Annotated in this window: 15 protein-coding genes; 2 read left to right on the forward strand and 13 right to left on the reverse strand. The window is 70.0% G+C overall.

All coding sequences use genetic code 11. From position 1 onward, the window contains the following. Position 1 precedes the first annotated feature (1 nt). From H1343_RS11895 to H1343_RS11905, 3 genes are all read right to left on the reverse strand, one after another. Positions 2-1,396 carry a sensor histidine kinase gene (locus H1343_RS11895; protein ID WP_185985627.1) on the reverse strand — a complete coding sequence of 465 codons (1,395 nt, stop codon included), beginning with the start codon at positions 1,394-1,396 and terminating at the stop codon, positions 2-4. 21 nt (positions 1,397-1,417) lie between these two features. Continuing rightward, complete coding sequence (locus H1343_RS11900; protein WP_185985628.1) at positions 1,418-2,095, reverse strand: response regulator transcription factor; 678 nt, start codon at positions 2,093-2,095, stop codon at positions 1,418-1,420. A 147-nt stretch (positions 2,096-2,242) separates the two neighbouring features. Next, a complete protein-coding gene (locus H1343_RS11905) occupies positions 2,243-3,793 on the reverse strand; it encodes a Do family serine endopeptidase (RefSeq protein WP_185983110.1) in 1,551 nt (516 codons plus the stop codon). 207 nt (positions 3,794-4,000) lie between these two features. Between H1343_RS11905 and H1343_RS11910 the strand changes: the two genes are divergently transcribed. Continuing rightward, positions 4,001-5,494 carry an NAD-dependent succinate-semialdehyde dehydrogenase gene (locus H1343_RS11910; RefSeq protein WP_185983111.1) on the forward strand — a complete coding sequence of 498 codons (1,494 nt, stop codon included), beginning with the start codon at positions 4,001-4,003 and terminating at the stop codon, positions 5,492-5,494. 125 nt (positions 5,495-5,619) lie between these two features. Beyond that, complete coding sequence (cysG, locus tag H1343_RS11915) at positions 5,620-7,101, forward strand: siroheme synthase CysG (protein ID WP_185985629.1); 1,482 nt, start codon at positions 5,620-5,622, stop codon at positions 7,099-7,101. Between the two features lie 68 nt (positions 7,102-7,169). Here the strand turns inward: cysG and H1343_RS11920 are convergent, their stop codons facing one another. The 10 genes from H1343_RS11920 to H1343_RS11965 form a co-directional block, all read right to left on the reverse strand. Then, positions 7,170-7,646 (reverse strand): cytochrome c-type biogenesis protein, encoded by a 477-nt coding sequence (locus tag H1343_RS11920; RefSeq protein ID WP_185983112.1) that lies wholly within the window; start codon positions 7,644-7,646, stop codon positions 7,170-7,172. Further along, positions 7,643-9,652: a heme lyase CcmF/NrfE family subunit gene (locus tag H1343_RS11925; protein ID WP_185983113.1), complete on the reverse strand. Its 2,010-nt coding sequence runs from the start codon at positions 9,650-9,652 to the stop codon at positions 7,643-7,645. The genes H1343_RS11920 and H1343_RS11925 overlap by 4 nt, the downstream gene beginning before the upstream one ends. Further along, on the reverse strand, positions 9,649-10,134 hold the full coding sequence (gene ccmE, locus H1343_RS11930) for a cytochrome c maturation protein CcmE (protein WP_185983114.1): 486 nt from the start codon (positions 10,132-10,134) through the stop codon (positions 9,649-9,651). The genes H1343_RS11925 and ccmE overlap by 4 nt, the downstream gene beginning before the upstream one ends. After that, positions 10,131-11,273, reverse strand: a complete 1,143-nt coding sequence (gene ccmI / locus H1343_RS11935; RefSeq protein ID WP_185983115.1) for a c-type cytochrome biogenesis protein CcmI — start codon at positions 11,271-11,273, stop codon at positions 10,131-10,133. Before ccmI ends, ccmE begins: the two co-directional genes overlap by 4 nt. 160 nt (positions 11,274-11,433) lie before the next feature. Further along, complete coding sequence (locus tag H1343_RS11940) at positions 11,434-11,793, reverse strand: hypothetical protein (RefSeq protein ID WP_246333003.1); 360 nt, start codon at positions 11,791-11,793, stop codon at positions 11,434-11,436. A gap of 77 nt (positions 11,794-11,870) precedes the next feature. Further along, positions 11,871-13,238: an ATP-binding protein gene (locus H1343_RS11945; protein WP_185985630.1), complete on the reverse strand. Its 1,368-nt coding sequence runs from the start codon at positions 13,236-13,238 to the stop codon at positions 11,871-11,873. Positions 13,239-13,314: 76 nt separating this feature from the next. After that, a complete protein-coding gene (locus H1343_RS11950) occupies positions 13,315-13,977 on the reverse strand; it encodes a response regulator transcription factor (RefSeq protein WP_185983117.1) in 663 nt (220 codons plus the stop codon). A gap of 40 nt (positions 13,978-14,017) precedes the next feature. Continuing rightward, a complete protein-coding gene (locus tag H1343_RS11955) occupies positions 14,018-14,344 on the reverse strand; it encodes a hypothetical protein (RefSeq protein WP_185983118.1) in 327 nt (108 codons plus the stop codon). Positions 14,345-14,442: 98 nt separating this feature from the next. Then, positions 14,443-14,643, reverse strand: a complete 201-nt coding sequence (locus H1343_RS11960) for a hypothetical protein (protein WP_246333005.1) — start codon at positions 14,641-14,643, stop codon at positions 14,443-14,445. Between the two features lie 27 nt (positions 14,644-14,670). Beyond that, positions 14,671-18,543: a baseplate multidomain protein megatron gene (locus tag H1343_RS11965; protein ID WP_185983120.1), complete on the reverse strand. Its 3,873-nt coding sequence runs from the start codon at positions 18,541-18,543 to the stop codon at positions 14,671-14,673. Positions 18,544-18,546 lie beyond the last annotated feature (3 nt).

The raw sequence follows: 18,546 nt of genomic DNA on the forward strand, positions 1-18,546 counted from the left end.
TCTATCCCGTTCGCTCTTCGGCCGTTCCGGCCGGAAAGTCGAGCCGCACGCGAAGACCTGGGGCAGCGTCCTCCAGGGTCAGCGTACCATCGTGGAGACCGGCGATCGCCTGCACCAGCGAAAGGCCAAGGCCGGAGCCCGGCCGCGTGCGGCTTTCGTCCAGTCGGTAGAAGCGTTCGAGGACCCGCTCACGCTGGCCTTCGGGGATGCCGGGCCCGTTGTCGGAGACGCTCAACGAAACGCGTCCGTCGGGCTTCTCCTCGAGGGTCACCGCGATCGCGACCGGCCGCTCCTGCCCGCCGGCATATTTCAGCGCGTTGTCGACAAGGTTGGAAAGCGCCTGCGCCATCAGTTCGCGGCTGACATGGGCGATGACGGAGGGCGGCGTCTTGACGGTGAGGCTGGCGCCCTCGTCCTCGGCGACCGGCTCGTAGAGTTCGGCGACGTCGCGCACGATCTGCGACAGATCCGTCTCGACCTTCTCGACCGGGTGAAAACCGGCCTCGACGCGGCTGATCATCAGGAGCGCGTCAAACGTGCGGATCATCCCGTCGGCCTCCGCCATCGCCGCCTCCAGCGCGGCGCGCGGATCGGCGTCGCCGGAACGGTCCGCCACGGCAGCCTCGGCGCGGTTGCGCAGGCGCGTCAGCGGCGTTCGCAGATCGTGCGCGATGTTGTCGGAGACCTGTCGCAGGCCCACCTGCAAAAGCGCGATGCGCGCCAGAAGCGTGTTGAGGCTCTCCGACATGCGGTCGAACTCGTCGCCCGCGCCCGTGACCGGAAGGCGTTCGTTGAGGTCGCCCGACAGGATGCGCGCCGAGGAGGCCGAGAGCCGGTCGATGCGCTGGAGCGCGGTGCGGCCGACGAAGAACCAGGCCAGCAGCGCGCCCACGCCCATCAGCGCCAGCGCCAGGGTCAGCGCGTTGCGCACGATCAGGCGGAAGCGCTCCTGGTCGGTCTGGTCGCGCCCCACGAGAATGCGCATTCCGTTCGGAAGCTGCACCACCTCGGCCATCGCAAGATGGAGGTCGTCGCCCTCGTCGTCGTCGAAGCGCTCATAGGCGAAGAGGCGGTCGGTGAAGCCGGTGCGGTCGAGAACGCCGACATCGAGGCTCTCGACATTGCCGGCGAGGATCCGCCCCGTTGCGTCTGTCATGAGGTAGAGCGAGGCGCCGGGCTGGCGCGAGCGGCGGTCTATCGAGCGCACGAGGCCGACGATGCCGGCGCGCTGGTAGAGCGTGCCGAGCTCGGCGAGTTCCTCGTCGATCGTCTCGCGCGTCTGGTTCAGGATGATGCCGGACGCGGTGGCGGTGACGTAGACGACGAGCGCCACCGCGAACACGGCGAAGAGCGCGAGATAGACGGCCGAGAGACGCACGGACGTCATGCGCATCATGGCGCGCAGGCGGTTCAAGGTTCAGTCGCCAGCGCGCATGATGTAGCCCGAGCCACGCACCGTGTGCAGGAGCGGCGCGCCGAAATCGCGCTCGATCTTGGCTCTGAGCCTGGAGATGTGGACGTCGATGACGTTGGTCTGGGGGTCGAAGTGATAGTCCCAGACGTTTTCCAGAAGCATGGTGCGCGTGACCACCTGCCCCGCGTGTTTCATCAGATATTCGAGCAGGCGGAACTCGCGCGGCTGCAGGATGATCGGCTTGCCGCGGCGCCTCACCTCGTGGGACAGGCGGTCGAGCTCGAGGTCGCCGACCCGGTAGCTCGTCTCCACATCCTTGCCGCCACGGCGCCGTCCGAGAATCTCGACGCGGGCAAGAAGCTCGGAGAAGGCGAAAGGTTTGGAGAGATAGTCGTCGCCTCCGGCGCGAAGGCCGGTCACGCGGTCGTCCACCTGCCCGAGCGCCGAGAGGATCAGAGCGGGCGTGCCGTTACCCTTTTCGCGAAGGCCGGCGATGACGGAAAGCCCATCGCGCTCCGGCAGCATCCGATCGACGACGAGGACGTCGTAGGATTGGGTGTCCGCCATGTGGAAGCCTGTCGCGCCGTCGGCCGCGTGGTCGGGTACGTGACCCGCCTCACGCAGCGCCTTGACGAGATAGGACGCCGCCTCGCGGTCGTCCTCGATGACGAGGATCCTCATGGGCGCGGATGTAGCGCGTTCGCCGCCTCCAGCGAAAGAGTGCTCTGCGGTGTCGTTCATGCCTGAACTCCTCTCCCCTCGCCCCGGAATGAGAAGGGCGGCGCGCGTCTTACGCGCACCGCCCCGTGATCGGCCGCCCGCCGACGCTCAGCTCCCGGAGATCGGCAGCGCGACGAAGCGGTTCTGGTCGCCCGAGCGCAGCTGGAACAACGCGGCGCGGCGGCCGGCATCCGACGCCTCGCGCAGCGCGTTCTCCACGCCTTCCTGATCCGAGACCTCCGTGCCGTTCACCGCCACGATGACGTCGCCGGCCTGGACGCCACGCGTGGCGGCCTCGGAGTCGGGATCGACGTCGGTGACAACGACGCCTTCACCCTCTTCAGAGGGCGTGAGCGTGAGCCCGTAGCCCGACAGCGAGGACGGATCGGTGGGCACCTGCTGGCCGCCGCCCGAACGGTTGGCCGAGGCCGATTCGTCGAGGGAGGACAGGTCGCCGAGCGTGACGGTCACCGTCTGCTCCTCGCCATTGCGCCACAGGCCGATCTCGATCTCGCTGCCCGGCGCGAAGGCCGCGATGGTGCGCGAGAGCTCGCGCGGGGTCGCGACGTCGCGGCCGTTGACCTGGGTGATCACGTCGCCGGTGCGGATGCCGGCATCGGAGGCCGGGGTGTTGGTTTCCGGCAGGGTGACGATGGCGCCCTGGTCGTTTTCGAGGCCGACAGCCTCGGCGATGTCTTCCGTGACCGGAGCGATCTGCACGCCGAGCCAGCCGCGCGAGACCTCGCCATTGTCACGCAGCGACTGAACGACGCTCTGGGCGGTGGAGGACGGAATGGCGAAGGCGATGCCGACATTGCCGCCGGACGGCGAAAAGATGGCCGTGTTGACGCCGATGACCTTGCCTTCGAGGTTGAAGGCCGGGCCGCCGGAGTTGCCGCGGTTCACGGCCGCATCGATCTGCAGGAAGTCGTCGTAGGGGCCCGCACCAATGTCGCGGCCGCGCGCCGAGACGATGCCCGCCGTGACCGATCCGCCGAGTCCGAACGGGTTGCCCACGGCCACCACCCACTCCCCGACGCGCACGGCGCTGTCATCCGCGAACTCGACATATGTGAAGGTGCGTTCCGCGTCGTCGACCTTGAGAAGCGCGAGGTCGGTGCGCGGATCAGTGCCGACGAGTTCGGCCGAAAGCTCGGTGCTGTCGTCGAGGATCACGGTGTAGGTGCTGCCGCCTTCGACCACGTGATTGTTGGTGACGAGATAGCCGTCGTCCGAGATGAAGAAGCCCGAGCCTTGCGACATGGCCGCGCGCGGGCCGTCACCGCCGCCTCGGCGCTGGCCTGGGCCGCGCAGGCCCGGCCCCTGGCCAGGGCCGCCCGGATTGCCGAAGTCGAAGAAGCGGCGCAGCGGGTGGTCTTCGGGAAGGTTGTCGAAGGGGCTCGCATATTCTTCGCTGCGCGACATCGCCGCCCGGGGCTCTTCGCCTCGAACGCGCACCGACACGACAGCGGGGCTGACACGCTCCACGACGTCGGCGAAGCCGAAATTCTGGGTCGGTGCCTCGAGCTGCACCGGCTGGGCAACGCTCGGCACCACATTGGTCATCACGCCGCCGGAAAAGGCGAGGCCGGCGACGCCGGCCGCTAGCGCAGCCGCCGAAAGGCGGCGACGGCTCTTGGTGTTCAGGAAGTTGGGCATCGTAGTCCTCGTCGGTTCCTGGCGCTTCCGGCGAAGGCCGGGCGTCTTGGCGGAGAAGTTAGGATCGGTCGGATTACGGGAAGTTTTCGGGTTGATGAATTCGCCGTAAGGTTTCGCGCATCGCATCGGAGCCACCTTCGCCATTCTCATCGCCGTCCGAAAGGTCTACATCGGGGCACGCCGTATCGAACCGAGGAGGACTGCCCGATGAGCACCCTGCGCAAGACGAGTGAAGCGGAAACCGCGAAGCTGGATCTGAAGGATCCCTCGCTCCTGACCGACAACGCCTATGTGGCGGGCGAGTGGGTCGCTCCCGATGCCAAGACGTTCGAGGTACGCGATCCGTTCGACGGCTCCGTCGTCCTCACCATCCCGGACCTCGGCGTCGAGGATGCGCGCCGCGCGATCGACAAGGCCGCTTCCGCGCAGAAAGAGTGGGCACGCGTGCCCGCCAAGGAGCGCGCCGGCGTCCTGATGCGCTGGTTCAAGCTGGTGATGGACAATGTCGACGACCTCGCCGCCATCCTCACTGCCGAGCAGGGCAAGCCGCTCGCCGAGGCGAAGGCCGAGATCGTCTCCAACGCGGCCTATCTCGAATGGTTCGCCGAGGAAGCCAAGCGCATCGACGGCGACATCATTCCAGGCCCGAACCCCGGCCAGCGCATCCTCGTGATGAAGCAGCCCGTCGGGGTGTGCGCCGCCGTCACGCCCTGGAATTTCCCGAACGGCATGATCACCCGCAAGGTCGGCCCGGCACTGGCCGCCGGCTGCTCGATGGTGCTCAAGCCCGCCGCGCAGACGCCGCTTTCCGCGCTGGCACTCGCCGTCCTCGCCGAACGCGCGGGCGTGCCGGCCGGCCTCTTCTCGGTCGTCACCACGACGGATGCGAAGGCCTTCGGAACGGAGATCTGCAAGAACCCGACCGTCGCCAAGATCACCTTCACGGGGTCCACGGGTGTCGGCCGCTGGCTGATGCGCGAGGGTGCCGACAAGATCGCCCGTCTCTCGCTGGAGCTCGGCGGCAACGCGCCCTTCATCGTCTTCGACGACGCCGATCTCGACGCCGCCGCGCAAGGGGCGCTTCTGTCGAAGTTCCGCAATGCCGGCCAGACCTGCGTGTGCGCCAACCGCATCTACGTGCAGGAGAGCGTGGTCGAGGCCTTCACGCAGAAGCTTCTCGACAAGGTGGCCGGCCTCAAGCTCGGCCGTGGAACGGAAGACGGCGTGACGATGGGCCCGCTCATCGACGACAAGGCCGTCGCCAAGATGGAAGAGCACCTCAAGGACGCGACCGACAAGGGCGCCACGGTCAAGACCGGCGGCAAGCGCTCGCCGCTGGGCCCGACCATGTTCGAACCGACCGTCGTCACCGGCGTGACGCAGGACATGCTGGTCACGCGCGAGGAGACCTTCGCCCCCCTTGCCCCGATCATCGCCTTCAAGGACGAGGACGAGGTTCTGGCGATGGCCAACCGCTCCGAGTTCGGTCTCGCGGCCTATTTCTATGCGCGCGACATCAGCCGCATCTTCAAGGTGGCCGAGGGTCTGGAGTCCGGCATGGTCGGCGTCAACACGCCGGCGCTCGCCAACGAGATGGCGCCCTTCGGCGGCGTCAAGCAGTCCGGCCTCGGCCGCGAGGGTTCGAAGTACGGCATCGAGGGCTATCTCGAGATCAAGTACGTCGCGCTCGCCGGCCTCTGACAGGGCCGCTTGCGGAACGGCTTTGCGGCCGTTCCGCTTTTCGCGCAAAGGCGAACCTTGCCGAAGGCCGCTTTCGCGTCGCATTCTCGCCCCCGCACTTCGATGACGGAGCGGACATGGGCGAGATGGCGACGATCGGCGACCGGGACGCGCGTGGCGAGGTTCGCCGCGAACGCATCGCGCCGCTCGCCACCCTTCCCCTCTTCTTCAACCTCGGCGGCGAGCGTGCGATCATGGCCGGTGGCACGGACGCCGCCGCCTGGAAGGCCGAGCTTCTCGCCGCCACCGGCGCCGATGTCGAAGTCTATGCCCCGGCAGAAGACCTGTCCGGCGAGATGCGGGCGCTTCTCGAGGCCCCGCGTGAGACCGGCCGCCTGATCCACCACGATCGCCGCTGGGGTGCCGATATCTTCGGGGGTGCCGCCATCGCCGTCGCGGACGCCGAGACCGACGGCGAAGCCGCCGCCTTCGCCTGCGCCGCGCGCGCGGCCGGCGTTCCCGTCAACGTCATCGACAAGCCGGCCTTCTGCCAGTTCCGCTTCGGCACCGTCGTCAACCGCTCGCCCGTCGTCGTCGGCATCGCGACGGACGGGGCCGCCCCGATCCTCGGCCAGGCCGTGCGGCGGCGGATCGAGACGCTGCTGCCGCCGAGCCTGTCGCACTGGGCCGGGCTTGCCGCGCGTGTGCGTGCCGCCGTCATCGAGCGGCTGGCGCCCGGGGCGCCGCGTCGCGCCTTCTGGGAGCGTTTCTCCGATCTCGCCCTGTCCGGGCGCGCACCCGCGCAGGACGAAGACGCGACCGCGCTCTTGCGAGACGTCGAAGCCGGCCGGAGCGGTTCGGCGGGCGGGCGCGTCACACTCGTCGGCGCCGGGCCGGGCGAGGCCGAACTTCTGACGCTCAAGGCCGTGCGCGCGCTTCAGGCGGCGGACGTCATCCTCTTCGACGACCTCGTCTCCGACGACATCCTCGAACTCGCGCGGCGCGAGGCGCGGCGCATGCTGGTCGGCAAGCGCGCGGGCCGCACGAGCTGCCGCCAGGAGGACATCAACGAAACGATGGTCGCGCTCGCGCGTGCGGGCAAGAACGTCGTGCGGCTGAAGTCCGGCGACGTTTCGATCTTCGGTCGCGCCGGCGAGGAGATCGCCGAGCTGAAGCGCGAGGGAATTCCCGTCTCCATCGTGCCGGGCATCACGGCGGCGTCCGCGCTGGCGGTCGCGTTCGGCGTCTCCCTGACCCACCGCGAGCACTCGCACTCGCTGCGCCTCGTCACCGCCCACTCGCGCAAGGGTGCGTTGAGCGAGGACGTCGACTGGCCGGCGCTGGCGCAGGCCCATGCGACGACGATCTTCTACATGGGCGGGCGAATGGCGGAGCGCATCCGCGATCGCCTGATCGCCGAGGGGATGGCGCCGCACACGCCCGTCGCGGTCGCCGCCAACCTCTCGCGCCCGGACGAGACGCGCGAGGCAGGTCGGCTCACGGAACTGCCCGAGATCGTGGCGAAGATCGGGCTCGACCGGCCAATCCTCATCGGCGTCGGCGGCGTGTTCGGCGAGGCTGCCATGCTGGCAGAGACCGGCGAGCCTTCCGAAGCCCGCTTCGGCTGAGGCGCTCTACAGCATCAGACTCAAAGTGGTAAAGCGACCGTTGTGCGTCCGAAAGGACGCAGGGCGCTCTACGAGCCTTCCTTGTCGAGGAGACGCGCGATCGCGCGCTCCTCCTCCCTCGAAAGGCCCGACGCCATGGGCGCGGCACGGCGGCGCGCCTGCGCGAGCAGGAACCCGCCCCCAGCCAGAAGCAGCAGCGCCGGCAGAGACCACAGCGCGGCCGTCTGCCAGGAAAGGCGCGGGCGCATGAGCACGAATTCGCCATAGCGCGAAACGAGATAATCCAGCACCTCGCGGTCGCTGTCGCCGGCCACCAGCCGCTCGCGCACCAGGAGACGAAGGTCGCGCGCGAGCGGCGCATTGGAATCGTCGATCGACTGGTTCTGGCAGACCATGCAGCGCAGTTCGGCCGAGAGATCGCGCGCGCGGCTCTCGAGCGCCGGATCGGCCAGCACCTCGTCCGGCTGATAGGCGAGAGCGGCCGGCCCGACAGGCGCGGCGGCGAGCGTGAGGCCGAAGAGAACCGCGGCGGCAAGGCGCCTCATGCCGGCACGCCCCGCCCGCCGGGCGCTTCGCCCTCGGTGCCGCCGGCGGTCTTGCGCCGGGACGGCGCGCCGACGCGCAGGCGGCGGTCGGCCAGCGAGACGAGCCCGCCGAGCGACATGAACACCGTGCCGTACCAGATCAGCGTGACGAGCGGCTTCACCCAGATGCGCACCACCGTCTGCCCGCCATTGGCGAGCGGATCGCCAAGCGAGACGTAGACCTGCGTGAAGATCTCGGTGTGGATGCCGGCCTCGGTCGTCGGCATCTGCCGCGCCGGGTAGAAGCGTCGCGCGCTCTCGACGCGGCCGCGCGCCTCGCCGTCCTGCTCGATGACGAAGGTCCCGACATCCTCGGTGTAGTTCGGCCCCTCGCGTGGCACGATGCCCTCGAAGCGCACGGTATAGCCGCCCGCCTCGAAGTGCTGGCCGGGTTCCATCACCGTCACGCTTTCGGTCTCGAAGGCGCTGACGGCGACGATGCCGAGCACCGTCACGCCCAGCCCGAAATGGGCGAGCGCCGTGCCGAAGGCGGAGCGCGGCAGGCCGGCAAGGCGCCGCAGCGCGGTTGCGAAGGGCACACGCGTGAAGGCGGCGCGGCCCCAGAGATCGACGAGCGCGCCCGCCATCAGCCAGACCGCGAGTGCGAAGCCGAAGGCGGCGAGGATGCGCGTTCCCTCCGCCAGCGCCAGCGTCAGGATCGCCGCGAACAGCGACAGCCCGACGGCGAAGTAGAGCCGTTCGGCCGCCGCCTTCAGGTCTCCCCGCTTCCAGGCCAGCAGCGGGCCGAAGGGCACGGCCAGCAGAAGCGGCAGCATCAGCGGGACGAAGGTCGCGTTGAAGAAGGGCGGGCCCACCGAGATCTTGGTGCCCGTAATCGTCTCCAGCACCAGCGGGTAGAGCGTCCCGATCAGGATCGTCGCCGTCGCCGTGGTCAGGAACAGGTTGTTGAAGACGAGCGCGCCCTCGCGGCTGATCGGCGTGAAGAGGCCGCCCGCCTCGAGCTCGCTCGAGCGCCAGGCGAAGAGCGCCAGCGAGCCGCCGATGAAGACGCACAGGATGGCGAGGATGAAGACGCCGCGCTCGGGGTCCACCGCGAAGGAATGCAGCGAGGTCAGGACGCCGGAGCGCACGAGGAACGTGCCGAGGAGCGAGAGCGAGAAGGTGAGGATCGCGAGGAGCACGGTCCAGATCTTCAGCGCGGCGCGCTTTTCCATCACCAGCGCCGAATGAAGGAGCGCGGTGCCCGAAAGCCACGGCATGAAGCTCGCGTTCTCCACCGGGTCCCAGAACCACCAGCCGCCCCAGCCGAGTTCGTAATAGGCCCAGTAGGAGCCCATCGAGATCCCGGCCGTCAGGAAGACCCAGGCCGTCAGCGTCCAGGGTCGCACCCAGCGCGCCCACGCGGCGTCGATGCGCCCCTCGATCAGCGCGGCCACCGCGAAGGCGAAGGCGATCGAGAAGCCGACATAGCCGAGATAGAGCATCGGCGGATGGATCGCGAGCCCGATGTCCTGGAGGATCGGATTGAGATCCTGCCCCTCCATCGGCGCCGGGAAGACGCGCTCGAACGGGTTGGAGGTCAGCAGGATGAAGACGAGGAAGGCGCTGGTGATCCAGGCTTGCACGGACAGGACGTTGGCGCGAAGGCTTGCCGGCAGGTCGCGCCCGAACAGCGCGACGAGCGAGGCGAAAAAGGCGAGGATCAGCACCCACAGGAGCATCGAGCCCTCGTGGTTCCCCCACACGCCGGTGATCTTGTAGAGAAGCGGCTTCAGCGAATGCGAGTTCTGGACGACGTTCAGCACCGAGAAGTCGGAGTTGACGTAGGCGATCGTCAGGGCCGCGAAGGACAGGCCGAGCAGCGCCAGCGTCGCCACCGCCGCGACCGAGCCCGTCTCCATCAGCCGCATGTCGCCGCGCCGCGCGCCGACCATCGGCAGCGTGGACTGCACCAGCGACACGGCCAGAGCCAGGACGAGCGCGAAATGTCCAAGCTCGACGATCATGAGCCGCTCTCCTCCACCGGCCGGGCGAGCGCGGCCGGCGCCAGTCCCTCGCCCTCCTGCCACAGCCCGCGCGCCTTCAGATCATCCACGACCTCGCGCGGCATGTAGGTCTCGTCGTGCTTGGCGAGCACGGTATCGGCAGCGAAGACGCGGTCCGGCCCGAGTGCGCCCTCCGTCACCACGCCTTGCCCCTCGCGGAAGAGATCGGGCAGGAGGCCGACATAGATCACCGGCACGCTCTCAACCGAATCGGTCACGCTGAAGCGCACCTCCTCACCCGCGCCGCGCACGACCGACCCCGCCTCCACGATGCCGCCGAGACGCACGCGCTGTCCGGGCACTGCGGTGTCGGCCATGAGATCCGTGGGCGAGTTGAAGAAGGCGACCGAATCCGACAGCGCGGTGAGAACGAGCCCCATCGCCAGCGCCACGACCGCCATCATCGCGCCGATGCCGGCCAGCCGCTTCTGCTTGCGGGTCATGGCCGCGCCTCCCCTTCGCCGGCAGACGGTTCGATGCCGGCGTTGCGCGCAGCCGTCTCGATCAGGCGCCATTCGGGCGAGCCGGGGTCGAACGTCTCACCGGCACGCGCGAGCGCAGCGCTCGCCGCCGGCCGGTCGCCGAGAACCGAATAGGCATGGACCAGCCGCGCCCAACCCTCGGCATCGTCCGGCTCGGCTTCGAGACGCGCGGCAAGGCCCGCGACCATACCGGCGATCATCTCGCCCTGTTCGCCCTGCGGTGTCGCGGCCGCGCGCGCCGCGACCTCGGCGGCCGTCGGCCCGCCGGACGGCATCCCGCCCTGCGCCTGCGCATCGCGCAAGGCGTCCTCGGCGAGCCGGCGCCAGGGCGCATCGGCCGGCGCCGTCTCCAGAAGCGCGCGCCAGGCCTCCGCGGCTTCCGCGAACCGCCCTTCCTGCGAAAGATCGAGCGCGAGGAAGAAGCGCGGCGCCGTCATCTCTGGCTCGGCGGCCGCGACACGCTCGAAGGCCTCCCGCGCCTCGTCCGTAACCTCGCCGCCGGCGCCACGCGTCAACGCCTCGCCGAGGCCCATGAGCCGAACCGGCGTTTCGCCGAGAAGCCCGATCGCCTGTCGATACGCCTGGGCCGCCTTCCCGGCATCGCCCGCGCGCAGATAGACGGGCGCCAGAACGTCCCAGCCCCGGCCATCCTGCGGATTCGCGCGCAGGCGCGCCTCGGCCGCCGCGATCATCGCCTGAAGGTCGATGTCGCCGGGCGCCACGTCCGCACGCGCGGCAAGCGGCGCATCGGGCATCTGCGGAGAGCCGACCCAGCCGTAGAAGCCGAGTGCGGCGAGCGGCAAGGCGACGGCGATGCCGAGCGCGGCCGGCGTCAGCCGGACCGGCGCACCCGTACCCTGCCCCGTCTGCGCGGCGGCGCGCAGGAGCCTGCGCCCGATCTCGGCACGCGCGGATTCGGCTTCGCTCGCGGAGATCGTGCCGCGCCGCAGGTCACCGTCGAGTTCGCCGAGCTGTGCCTTGTAGACCTCGACGTCGTGCTCCACGCCCGCTGGCGCACCATTCGGCGCCGCCCGCAGGAGCGGGCGGGCGAGCGTCAGGGCCACGATGGCGGTCAGAAGGGCGGCGGCAGTCCAGAACATGCGCTCTTCAATCACGGAGAAGCGCGCAGGGAAAGCCGGACGGTCCCCGCGACCAGATGGATGTTGGCGCAACTGCTAGCAGAAGTGCCGGCTCCGCCCCATTCACATCTATGCCAGCATAGTCATCTTCAAGAGTGACGCGAAGGCGGCAGATACCGGCTCAGACTGGCGTCCAGAGGTCGCCCGAGCGGCAGGCGGTGCCGATCTGGCGCACGGTCGTCGTCCCGCGCGAGACCGAATGGGTGTAGCCGCGGCAGTCCTGCGAGCCGACGCGATAGAGCTGTGTCGGCACCACCTCGCCACGGAATCCCTCCGCGCTCCAGTCGATAGGCTGGCCGACGCGCCCGAACTGGAGTGCCTGATATTCGGCCTCCAGCGCCTGCCGCTTGGCGCTCGCCGGAAGCTCCACGCCGCCCGGCTGCGCCAGGAGCCCGCCGGTCAAGGCGGCGATGTTCGGCGTTTCGGGCGCCAAGGACGCATTGGTGACGCTGGGGCCGGAGAGGCACCCGGTCAGAACCATGAGAAGCGGGAGCGGAAGAAGGCGACGCGAAGACAGACGCATGGCGGACCCGTAACGACGGCTGGAGACATTGCTTCCTACGACATCGTCTCAAGGGCGGTGCGAGGCAAGTGCAATTCCGCTCGAAGTCCGCCGATCGGCGCGCGGGCCATGCGAAAGTCTCCGCGATATTGCGAAACGGTATCGCTCACGATCGACAGGCCGAGGCCGCTCCCGGGCTTGGCCTCGTCGAAGCGGCGCCCGCGCCGCGCCGCGCCCTCCATCTGCTCCTGCGTCATGCCGGGCCCGTCGTCTTCTACCGCCACGACCAGACGCTCCGGCCCGTCGGCGCGCGCCGAGACCACGATGCGCCCCGCGCTCCACTTCGCCGCGTTCTCGAGGAGGTTGCCGACCATTTCCTCGAAATCCTCGCGCTCGCCCGCGAAGACCAATGCGCCCAGCGTGCCGGCGTCGGGCGCCTCGACGTTCGTTTCGGGGTTCAGCCGCCGGATCACCTTCACCAGCCGCTCCAGCGAAGTGCCGACCGGCGTTCGCGCCACGGAACCCTCCGTGAGCGCGGCCACGCGCGCTCTGTCGAGATAGTGCTGTACCTGCACGCGCATCGTGCCGGCCTGTTCGGCGACGAGGCGCCCGCGCGCTCCGCCGATTGCGTCCGCCTCGTTGGTGAGAACCGCGATCGGCGTCTTCAGGGAGTGGGCGAGATTGCCCACCTGCGTGCGTGCGCGCTCCACGATACGCCGATTGTTGTCGATCAGCGCGTTCATCTCGGCAGCCAGCGGCTCGATCTCGGCCGGGAACGAACCGTCCAGCCGTTCGGCCCGTCCGGTTCGCACCGCGCTGAGTGCGCGGCGCACCGTGCCGAGCGGGCGCAGGCCAAACAGGATCGCCAACGCGTTGATGAGGATCGAGCCGAGGCCGAAGAGCCCCAGATACAGCGCCAGCGTCCGGTTGAAGCGCGCGATATCGGCCTGCACGACGCTTGCATTGCCCATCACGCGAAATCGAGCGGCGTGGTTGTCGGCATCCAGCACCACCTCCGCCTCCTCCACCAGCACGCGCTCGCCGTCGAGCCCGTCAGTCAGGTAGGAGCGGCGGTACTGGCCGTCGAAGGGCTCGGCATCCGTCGGCACCGGGGCGATCTGTCCGGCGCCCAGAGAGAAGGATGCGAGCCGCCCGAAGGTGTTGTCGCTCGCCGGCACCACCTCCCAGTACCAGCCCGAAAGCGGCTGCGCGTAGGAGAGGTCGCCGAGATCGGGCGAGCCGGAAAGGAAGTCATCCTCGTTGACGGTGACGGAGTTGACGAGGTTGTACAGCTGCGCGCGCACGACGGCCTCGAAGCCGGCGAAGGCCGTGCGTTCGTAGAGGTTCGAAATCAGCCCGCCGACCACGAGGAAGGCGGCGACGGCCCAGATGCTCGAAAGGCCGATGACGCGAACGGCCAGCATGTTGAGCCAGCGCCGCTTGCGCGGACGGGTCTGCGCCGCCGGCGAACCGTCTGGTCGCGCGGCCTCCTCGTCGCCGCTACGCACCGGGACCCATGCGGTAGCCGAGCCCGCGCACGGTCTCGATCAGGTCGTTGCCGATCTTGCGACGCAGCCGCCCGACGAAGACCTCGATCGTGTTGGAGTCGCGGTCGAAATCCTGATCGTACATGTGCTCGGTCAGTTCCGAGCGCGATACGATCTGCCCCTGGTGGTGCATCAGGTAAGACAGCAGCCGGTACTCGTGCGAGGTCAGCTTCAGCGGCGCGCCGTCGACGCTGGCCTTCGAGGCCTTGGTGTCGAGCCTGAGCGGCCCGCAGATGATCTCGGAGGAAGCGTGGCCAGCCGCGCGTCGGATCAGCGCGCGCACGCGCGCCAGCACCTCCTCGATGTGGAAGGGCTTGGCGACGTAGTCGTCGGCACCTGCGTCGATCCCGGCCACCTTGTCGCTCCATCGGTCGCGCGCGGTGAGGATGATCACCGGCATTGCCCGCCCGTCGCGGCGCCAGCGCTCCAGCACGGAAATGCCGTCCATCTCCGGCAGGCCGACGTCGAGGATCACCGCGTCGTAGGGCTCGGTGTCGCCGAGGAAGTGACCTTCCTCGCCGTCATACGCCTTGTCCACGACGTAGCCCGCGCCGGTCAGCGCCTCGTCGAGCTGGCGGTTGAGGTTGCGGTCGTCCTCGACGATCAGGATGCGCATGAAGAATGTTCCGTGGTCTTCCGGGCGGTCGAGCGGACGCTTAGCCGGGGATCGTGATCGTCGTGCGGCGCGGGCGCCCGCCGTCCTGTCCGGGGATCAGAACGGTCACCACACATACGGTCTGGCCGTTCTGCTGGCGCGAGGACACGGAAAGCACCTGACCGCCGCTCTGCGCGGCGGCCTGCGCGGCGGCAGCCGAGCAGTTGCCCTGCGCCAGTTCGATCGTCGGCTCGCCGGCATCTTCACTCTGCGCCTCAGCCTGCGTGCTGCTCAGAAGCCCCGGCGTCGGCGCGGCGAACGCCGCCGGCGCGAAGGCGAGCGCGACCACGAGGGCGAGAAGCTGGCGGGAGAAAACAGGAGCGCGCATGGGCCGGACCGGTCGGAGAAGGTTTCGCGTCAAGGTTTAGCGCCTCTCCGCTGAATGTCGAATGAATGCGGGCGGCGCGAGACGCGCCGCCCGCCTCGTCAGCGGATCGGATCGACGGCCCGGAAGCGGCCGAAGATCGCCACAACCGCGCCCAGCGCCGTGGCGAGGTCCGTCAGCGCCGCTGTCAGCGCCTCACCCGCCTCCGCGCTCGTCTCGACGCCGAAGAGGCCCGCCAACGCGCCGCTCAGTGCCAGCGCCGCACCCCAGATGGTCTTCGACTTGTACCAGTCCTTGCTCATCATGGCTCCTTTCCCTCTGTTGCTTCGTCACCCGCGCGAGATCATCGCGCGCGCCTCCACGCCCGGCCCCGCCACCGGGCTCACCTGCGCCACCGTCACGGCAACGCTCGGCGGCAGCGCGCCGAAGAGCTCGGCCTGTCGGGCAGCCGTCAGAACGAGCCTCGGCGTCGTCGTCTCGCTCACGAAGGCCGGCGCGCCGGGCACTTCGATGCTGACGCGGTAGCGCTCCTCCTCCTCGCCCAGCGGCACGTCGAGGCTCTCCCAGCGGTCGGCGTCGACGCGCGAGCGACGGATCCAGGAGAGCGTCGTCGTGCCGTCCGCCTCGAACCGCGCCCGCAGATGCACTGGCGAAAGCGGCAGCATCTCGCGCAGGCCGAGCGTCGCCGGCAGCGTCACCGCGGCCGCATCGTCGAGCGGGCGGCTCGCCGGCGAGAGGCGCCATGCGAGCTCCAGCCCCCTTTCGCCGTCGAGCAGCGGCACCGCCGCCACGGCCTCGTCGAGGAGGACGAAGGGCGCGCGCTCCGGCGCTCCGGCGGCCATCGCGTCGTCCGTTCCACCCTGAGCGCGCAGCAGCCGCCGCAGCGCGAAGCGCGCGGGCGCCACCTCCTCGGCGTCGGCGAACTGCAGGACCTCCCAGACGCCGTTCGCGGCCCGCACCGCCGCCGCGTTGCGCCCCGAAAGAAGCGCCGCATAGGTCACCGACGACGGCGCCCCCGACCGAAGCTCGACGACGATTTCGTTCCCCCGGTCGAGCCGGCCGAGCGGCCCCGGCGCGAGCGCGCGAACCAGCCGGCCGATGCGCGCCGGCCGCGTGACGAGAAGGCGTGCTGCGCTGTCGCCCTCGCCTGCCATCGTCAGCGCATAGGGCATCCAGGGCCGCGCGTGGACCGCGAGCGATGCGCCGCCCGATCCGCCGCCGCCAAGCGGCAGGTCGAGGAAATGTGCCAGCGGCCGCGAGGCGAAGACCGGACCGGTTGCGCTCGGAGGTTCGCTCGTCGGCACCGGCGGCGTCTCGGGCGCGAAGGCCGGCACGAGCGCGGCTTCCACGCGCCGCGCCGCACCGTCCTCGATCCGCGTGATGCGCCATCGCCCCGGCACATCCGCCACCCGCACGACGTCGCCCACCTCGACCGCCACGTCATGCGGCGCCAGCGCGAAGCGGATCGTCTCGCGCCCGCCCACCACCCGCGCCAGAAGCCCGGCCGCGAAGCGCTGCGCCTCGGCGTCTGCCAGCGTCACCGGCAGGTCGAGCCGCGTCTGGCGCGCGTTGCGCCCGATCTCTCCCGACGCCGCCGAGATCGAAGCCGACTGATAGGCCCGGCCCGGATCGGCGAAGATCAGCACCGCCTCCTGCGCCACCTCCCCGGCCTCGCCGCGCCGGCGCTCCACCGGCGGCCCGTCGCCCTCCTCGGCCAGGATCGTCAGCGCAGGCGCATCGCCCGCAGCGCGCTCGCTGCCGAACACGAGGCGTTCCTCGCGGGACCGCACCCAAAGGCCGGCGAGCCGCATCAGCTCCTCGATCTCGCCGCGCGCCGAACCCGGCCCGGAGAGCACGAACCCGCCGACCTCTCCATCGACCGCCGAGACATCGGCGTCCTTGATCCCGTGATCCGTGAGGATCGCCGCGATCAGCCGGTCGAGCGGCGCCTTGCCGAGCCGCCCGGTCAGCCAGTGGCCGGTCTCCCAGTTCGCGCCGTCGCTCCAGACGTCGCGGCGCTCGGGAAAGGCCGGAAAGGGCCGCGCGTCCCAGGTCCACAGATGGATTGCGCCCGCCTCCACCATCCGCCCGCCATAGATCGGCGAGGCCGGATTCGATTCCGGGTCGGCCCAGTGATCCAGATGCGCCTCGATGAAGCGGCGCTGCTGGTGATCGTCGCGCGCGCCGGTCGAGAAATGGGGCGCATGGCTTTCGGACGACTTCGGGTCGAGGAAGACGTTCGGCTGGTTGGCGCCCTTGTCGATCGCCGCGCAGCCGAGTTCCGTCAGCCAGATCGGCTTGGAGCGCGGCACCCACGCACTCGGCACGGCCAGCTCGGCGCCGCCGCGCCGCTCGAAATGCAGGTTCTCCCACCAGCCGCGAAGGTCCTTGGCGCGGAACGTCCACGCCTTGCCTGCCGCGCCGTCGGTGATCGGCGTGCGGCGCCGCGCCCGCCGGTCGGCCTCGCTTGCATAGTACCAGTCGAAATATTCGCCGCCGGCGATCGCGCTTCGCAGTCCGCCCGGCTCGTAGGGCGAGCGCAGGCCGTCCGGCCCCTCGCCGCTCCAGTCCTCGGCCCGCCAGTCGGTCAGCGGCAGGTAGCTGTCGATGCCGATCATGTCGATCGCATCGTCCGCCCAGAGCGGATCGAGGTTGAAGAAAACGTCGCCCGAGCCGTCCGCCGGCTGGTAGCCGAAATACTCGCTCCAGTCGGCCGCGTAGGTGATCTTCGCGCCGGGCAGCATGGCCTTCACGTCGCGCGCGATGGCGATCAGCGCCTCGACGAAGGGGAACCGCCCCGCTTCGTCGCGCAGCCGCGTCAGCCCGCGCATCTCGGAGCCGATCACGAAAGCGTCGACGCCGCCGGCGAGCCTTGCCAGCGCCGCCTGATGCAGGATCATCCGCCGGTAGGACCACTCTCCCGGCCCCGCATAATGCACGCGCCCGCCGGCTGTCGCATAGTGCTGCGGCCTCGCCGCGCCGACGAAGCGTTCGATCGCCGCGCGCGCCCCGGCGGTGCCGTCGGCGCTCCCAGCGCGCCCTTCCGCGATGTCGAGCGTCATGCGTCCGCGCCACGGATGCGCCGCCTGCCGCGCCCCGCCGTAGGGGTCCGGCAATGCGTTCGCGGCGGGAATGTCCATCAGCACGAAGGGGTAGTGCGTCACCTTCAAGCCGCGCGCGTTCATGGCGCGGATCGCGCGCACGATGCCGGCGTCGGACGGCGTGCCGCCATAGGCCGGACCGCCGCTCTCTCGCGAGACAAGCCGCGCCTGCCCGCGCGAAAGACCTGCCACGCGCCAGGCTTCCGTCTCGTCGCGCCGCGTCACCTCCACCTTGGGCCGAACGCTGGCCGAACCGGCGCGCAAATCGTCCGCGAACCAGGAGACGACGAGCGCGGCGCGCCTCAGCTTCGGACAGAGCGCGGCGAGTTCGTCCAGCGAGGCGGAAAAATCGTTGCCGGCGTGGCGCAGATTGCGGTTCGCCAGCCGGTCCTCGCCCTCGACCAGCCGCTCGCGCACTGAGGCGGGATCGAGCCCGTGCTCGCTCGCGCCGGGGATGATCGTTACCGCACGAAGCTTCTCCTCCATCGCGCCGATGGGGCGTACCACCTCGCAGGAAATCTGCGGGATGCGGTTGCCCCAGCGCTCCAGGGGCAGGCGCTCGAAGACGACATAGGCGAGCCCGCGATAGGCCGGCGCGTTGCCTGCGCCCTGCTTCGCCTCGATCAGCGGGTCGGGCATCTGCGCCTCGTCGCCGCGATGGACGCGAAACTCGACGCCGGAAAGGTCCATCTCCTCGCCGTCCGCCCAGATGCGGCGCACGCAGGCGATCGGCCCTTCGCACAGCCCGATCGCGACATTGCCGAAATAGCTGTAGCTGACGATCTCCGCACCGCCGCCACCGCCTCCCTTGCCGCCCTGCCGCTCGGAGGTGCGCGTTTCCTCGAAGCGCGTCGTCCAGATCACCTGCCCGGCGATGCGCGCCGTGCCGTAGAGCCGGGCGATACCCGCGCCCTCGTCGGCGTCGAGCATCCGCGAGCCGCGCAGCCGCGCGCCTTCCACCGACCGGCGGCGCGCGAAAAGCCGCTGGTCGATGGCGGCACCCGCAAGGCCGCCGAGCGCCCGCCCCGCAAGCGCCCCGAAAGGTCCACCCACGAGCCCGCCCAGCGCCCCGCCGGCCGCCTGCAGAACGATGGTCGCCATGAT

Origin of the sequence: Aureimonas mangrovi, from assembly GCF_014058705.1 — a bacterium.
Taxonomy (GTDB): domain Bacteria; phylum Pseudomonadota; class Alphaproteobacteria; order Rhizobiales; family Rhizobiaceae; genus Aureimonas; species Aureimonas mangrovi.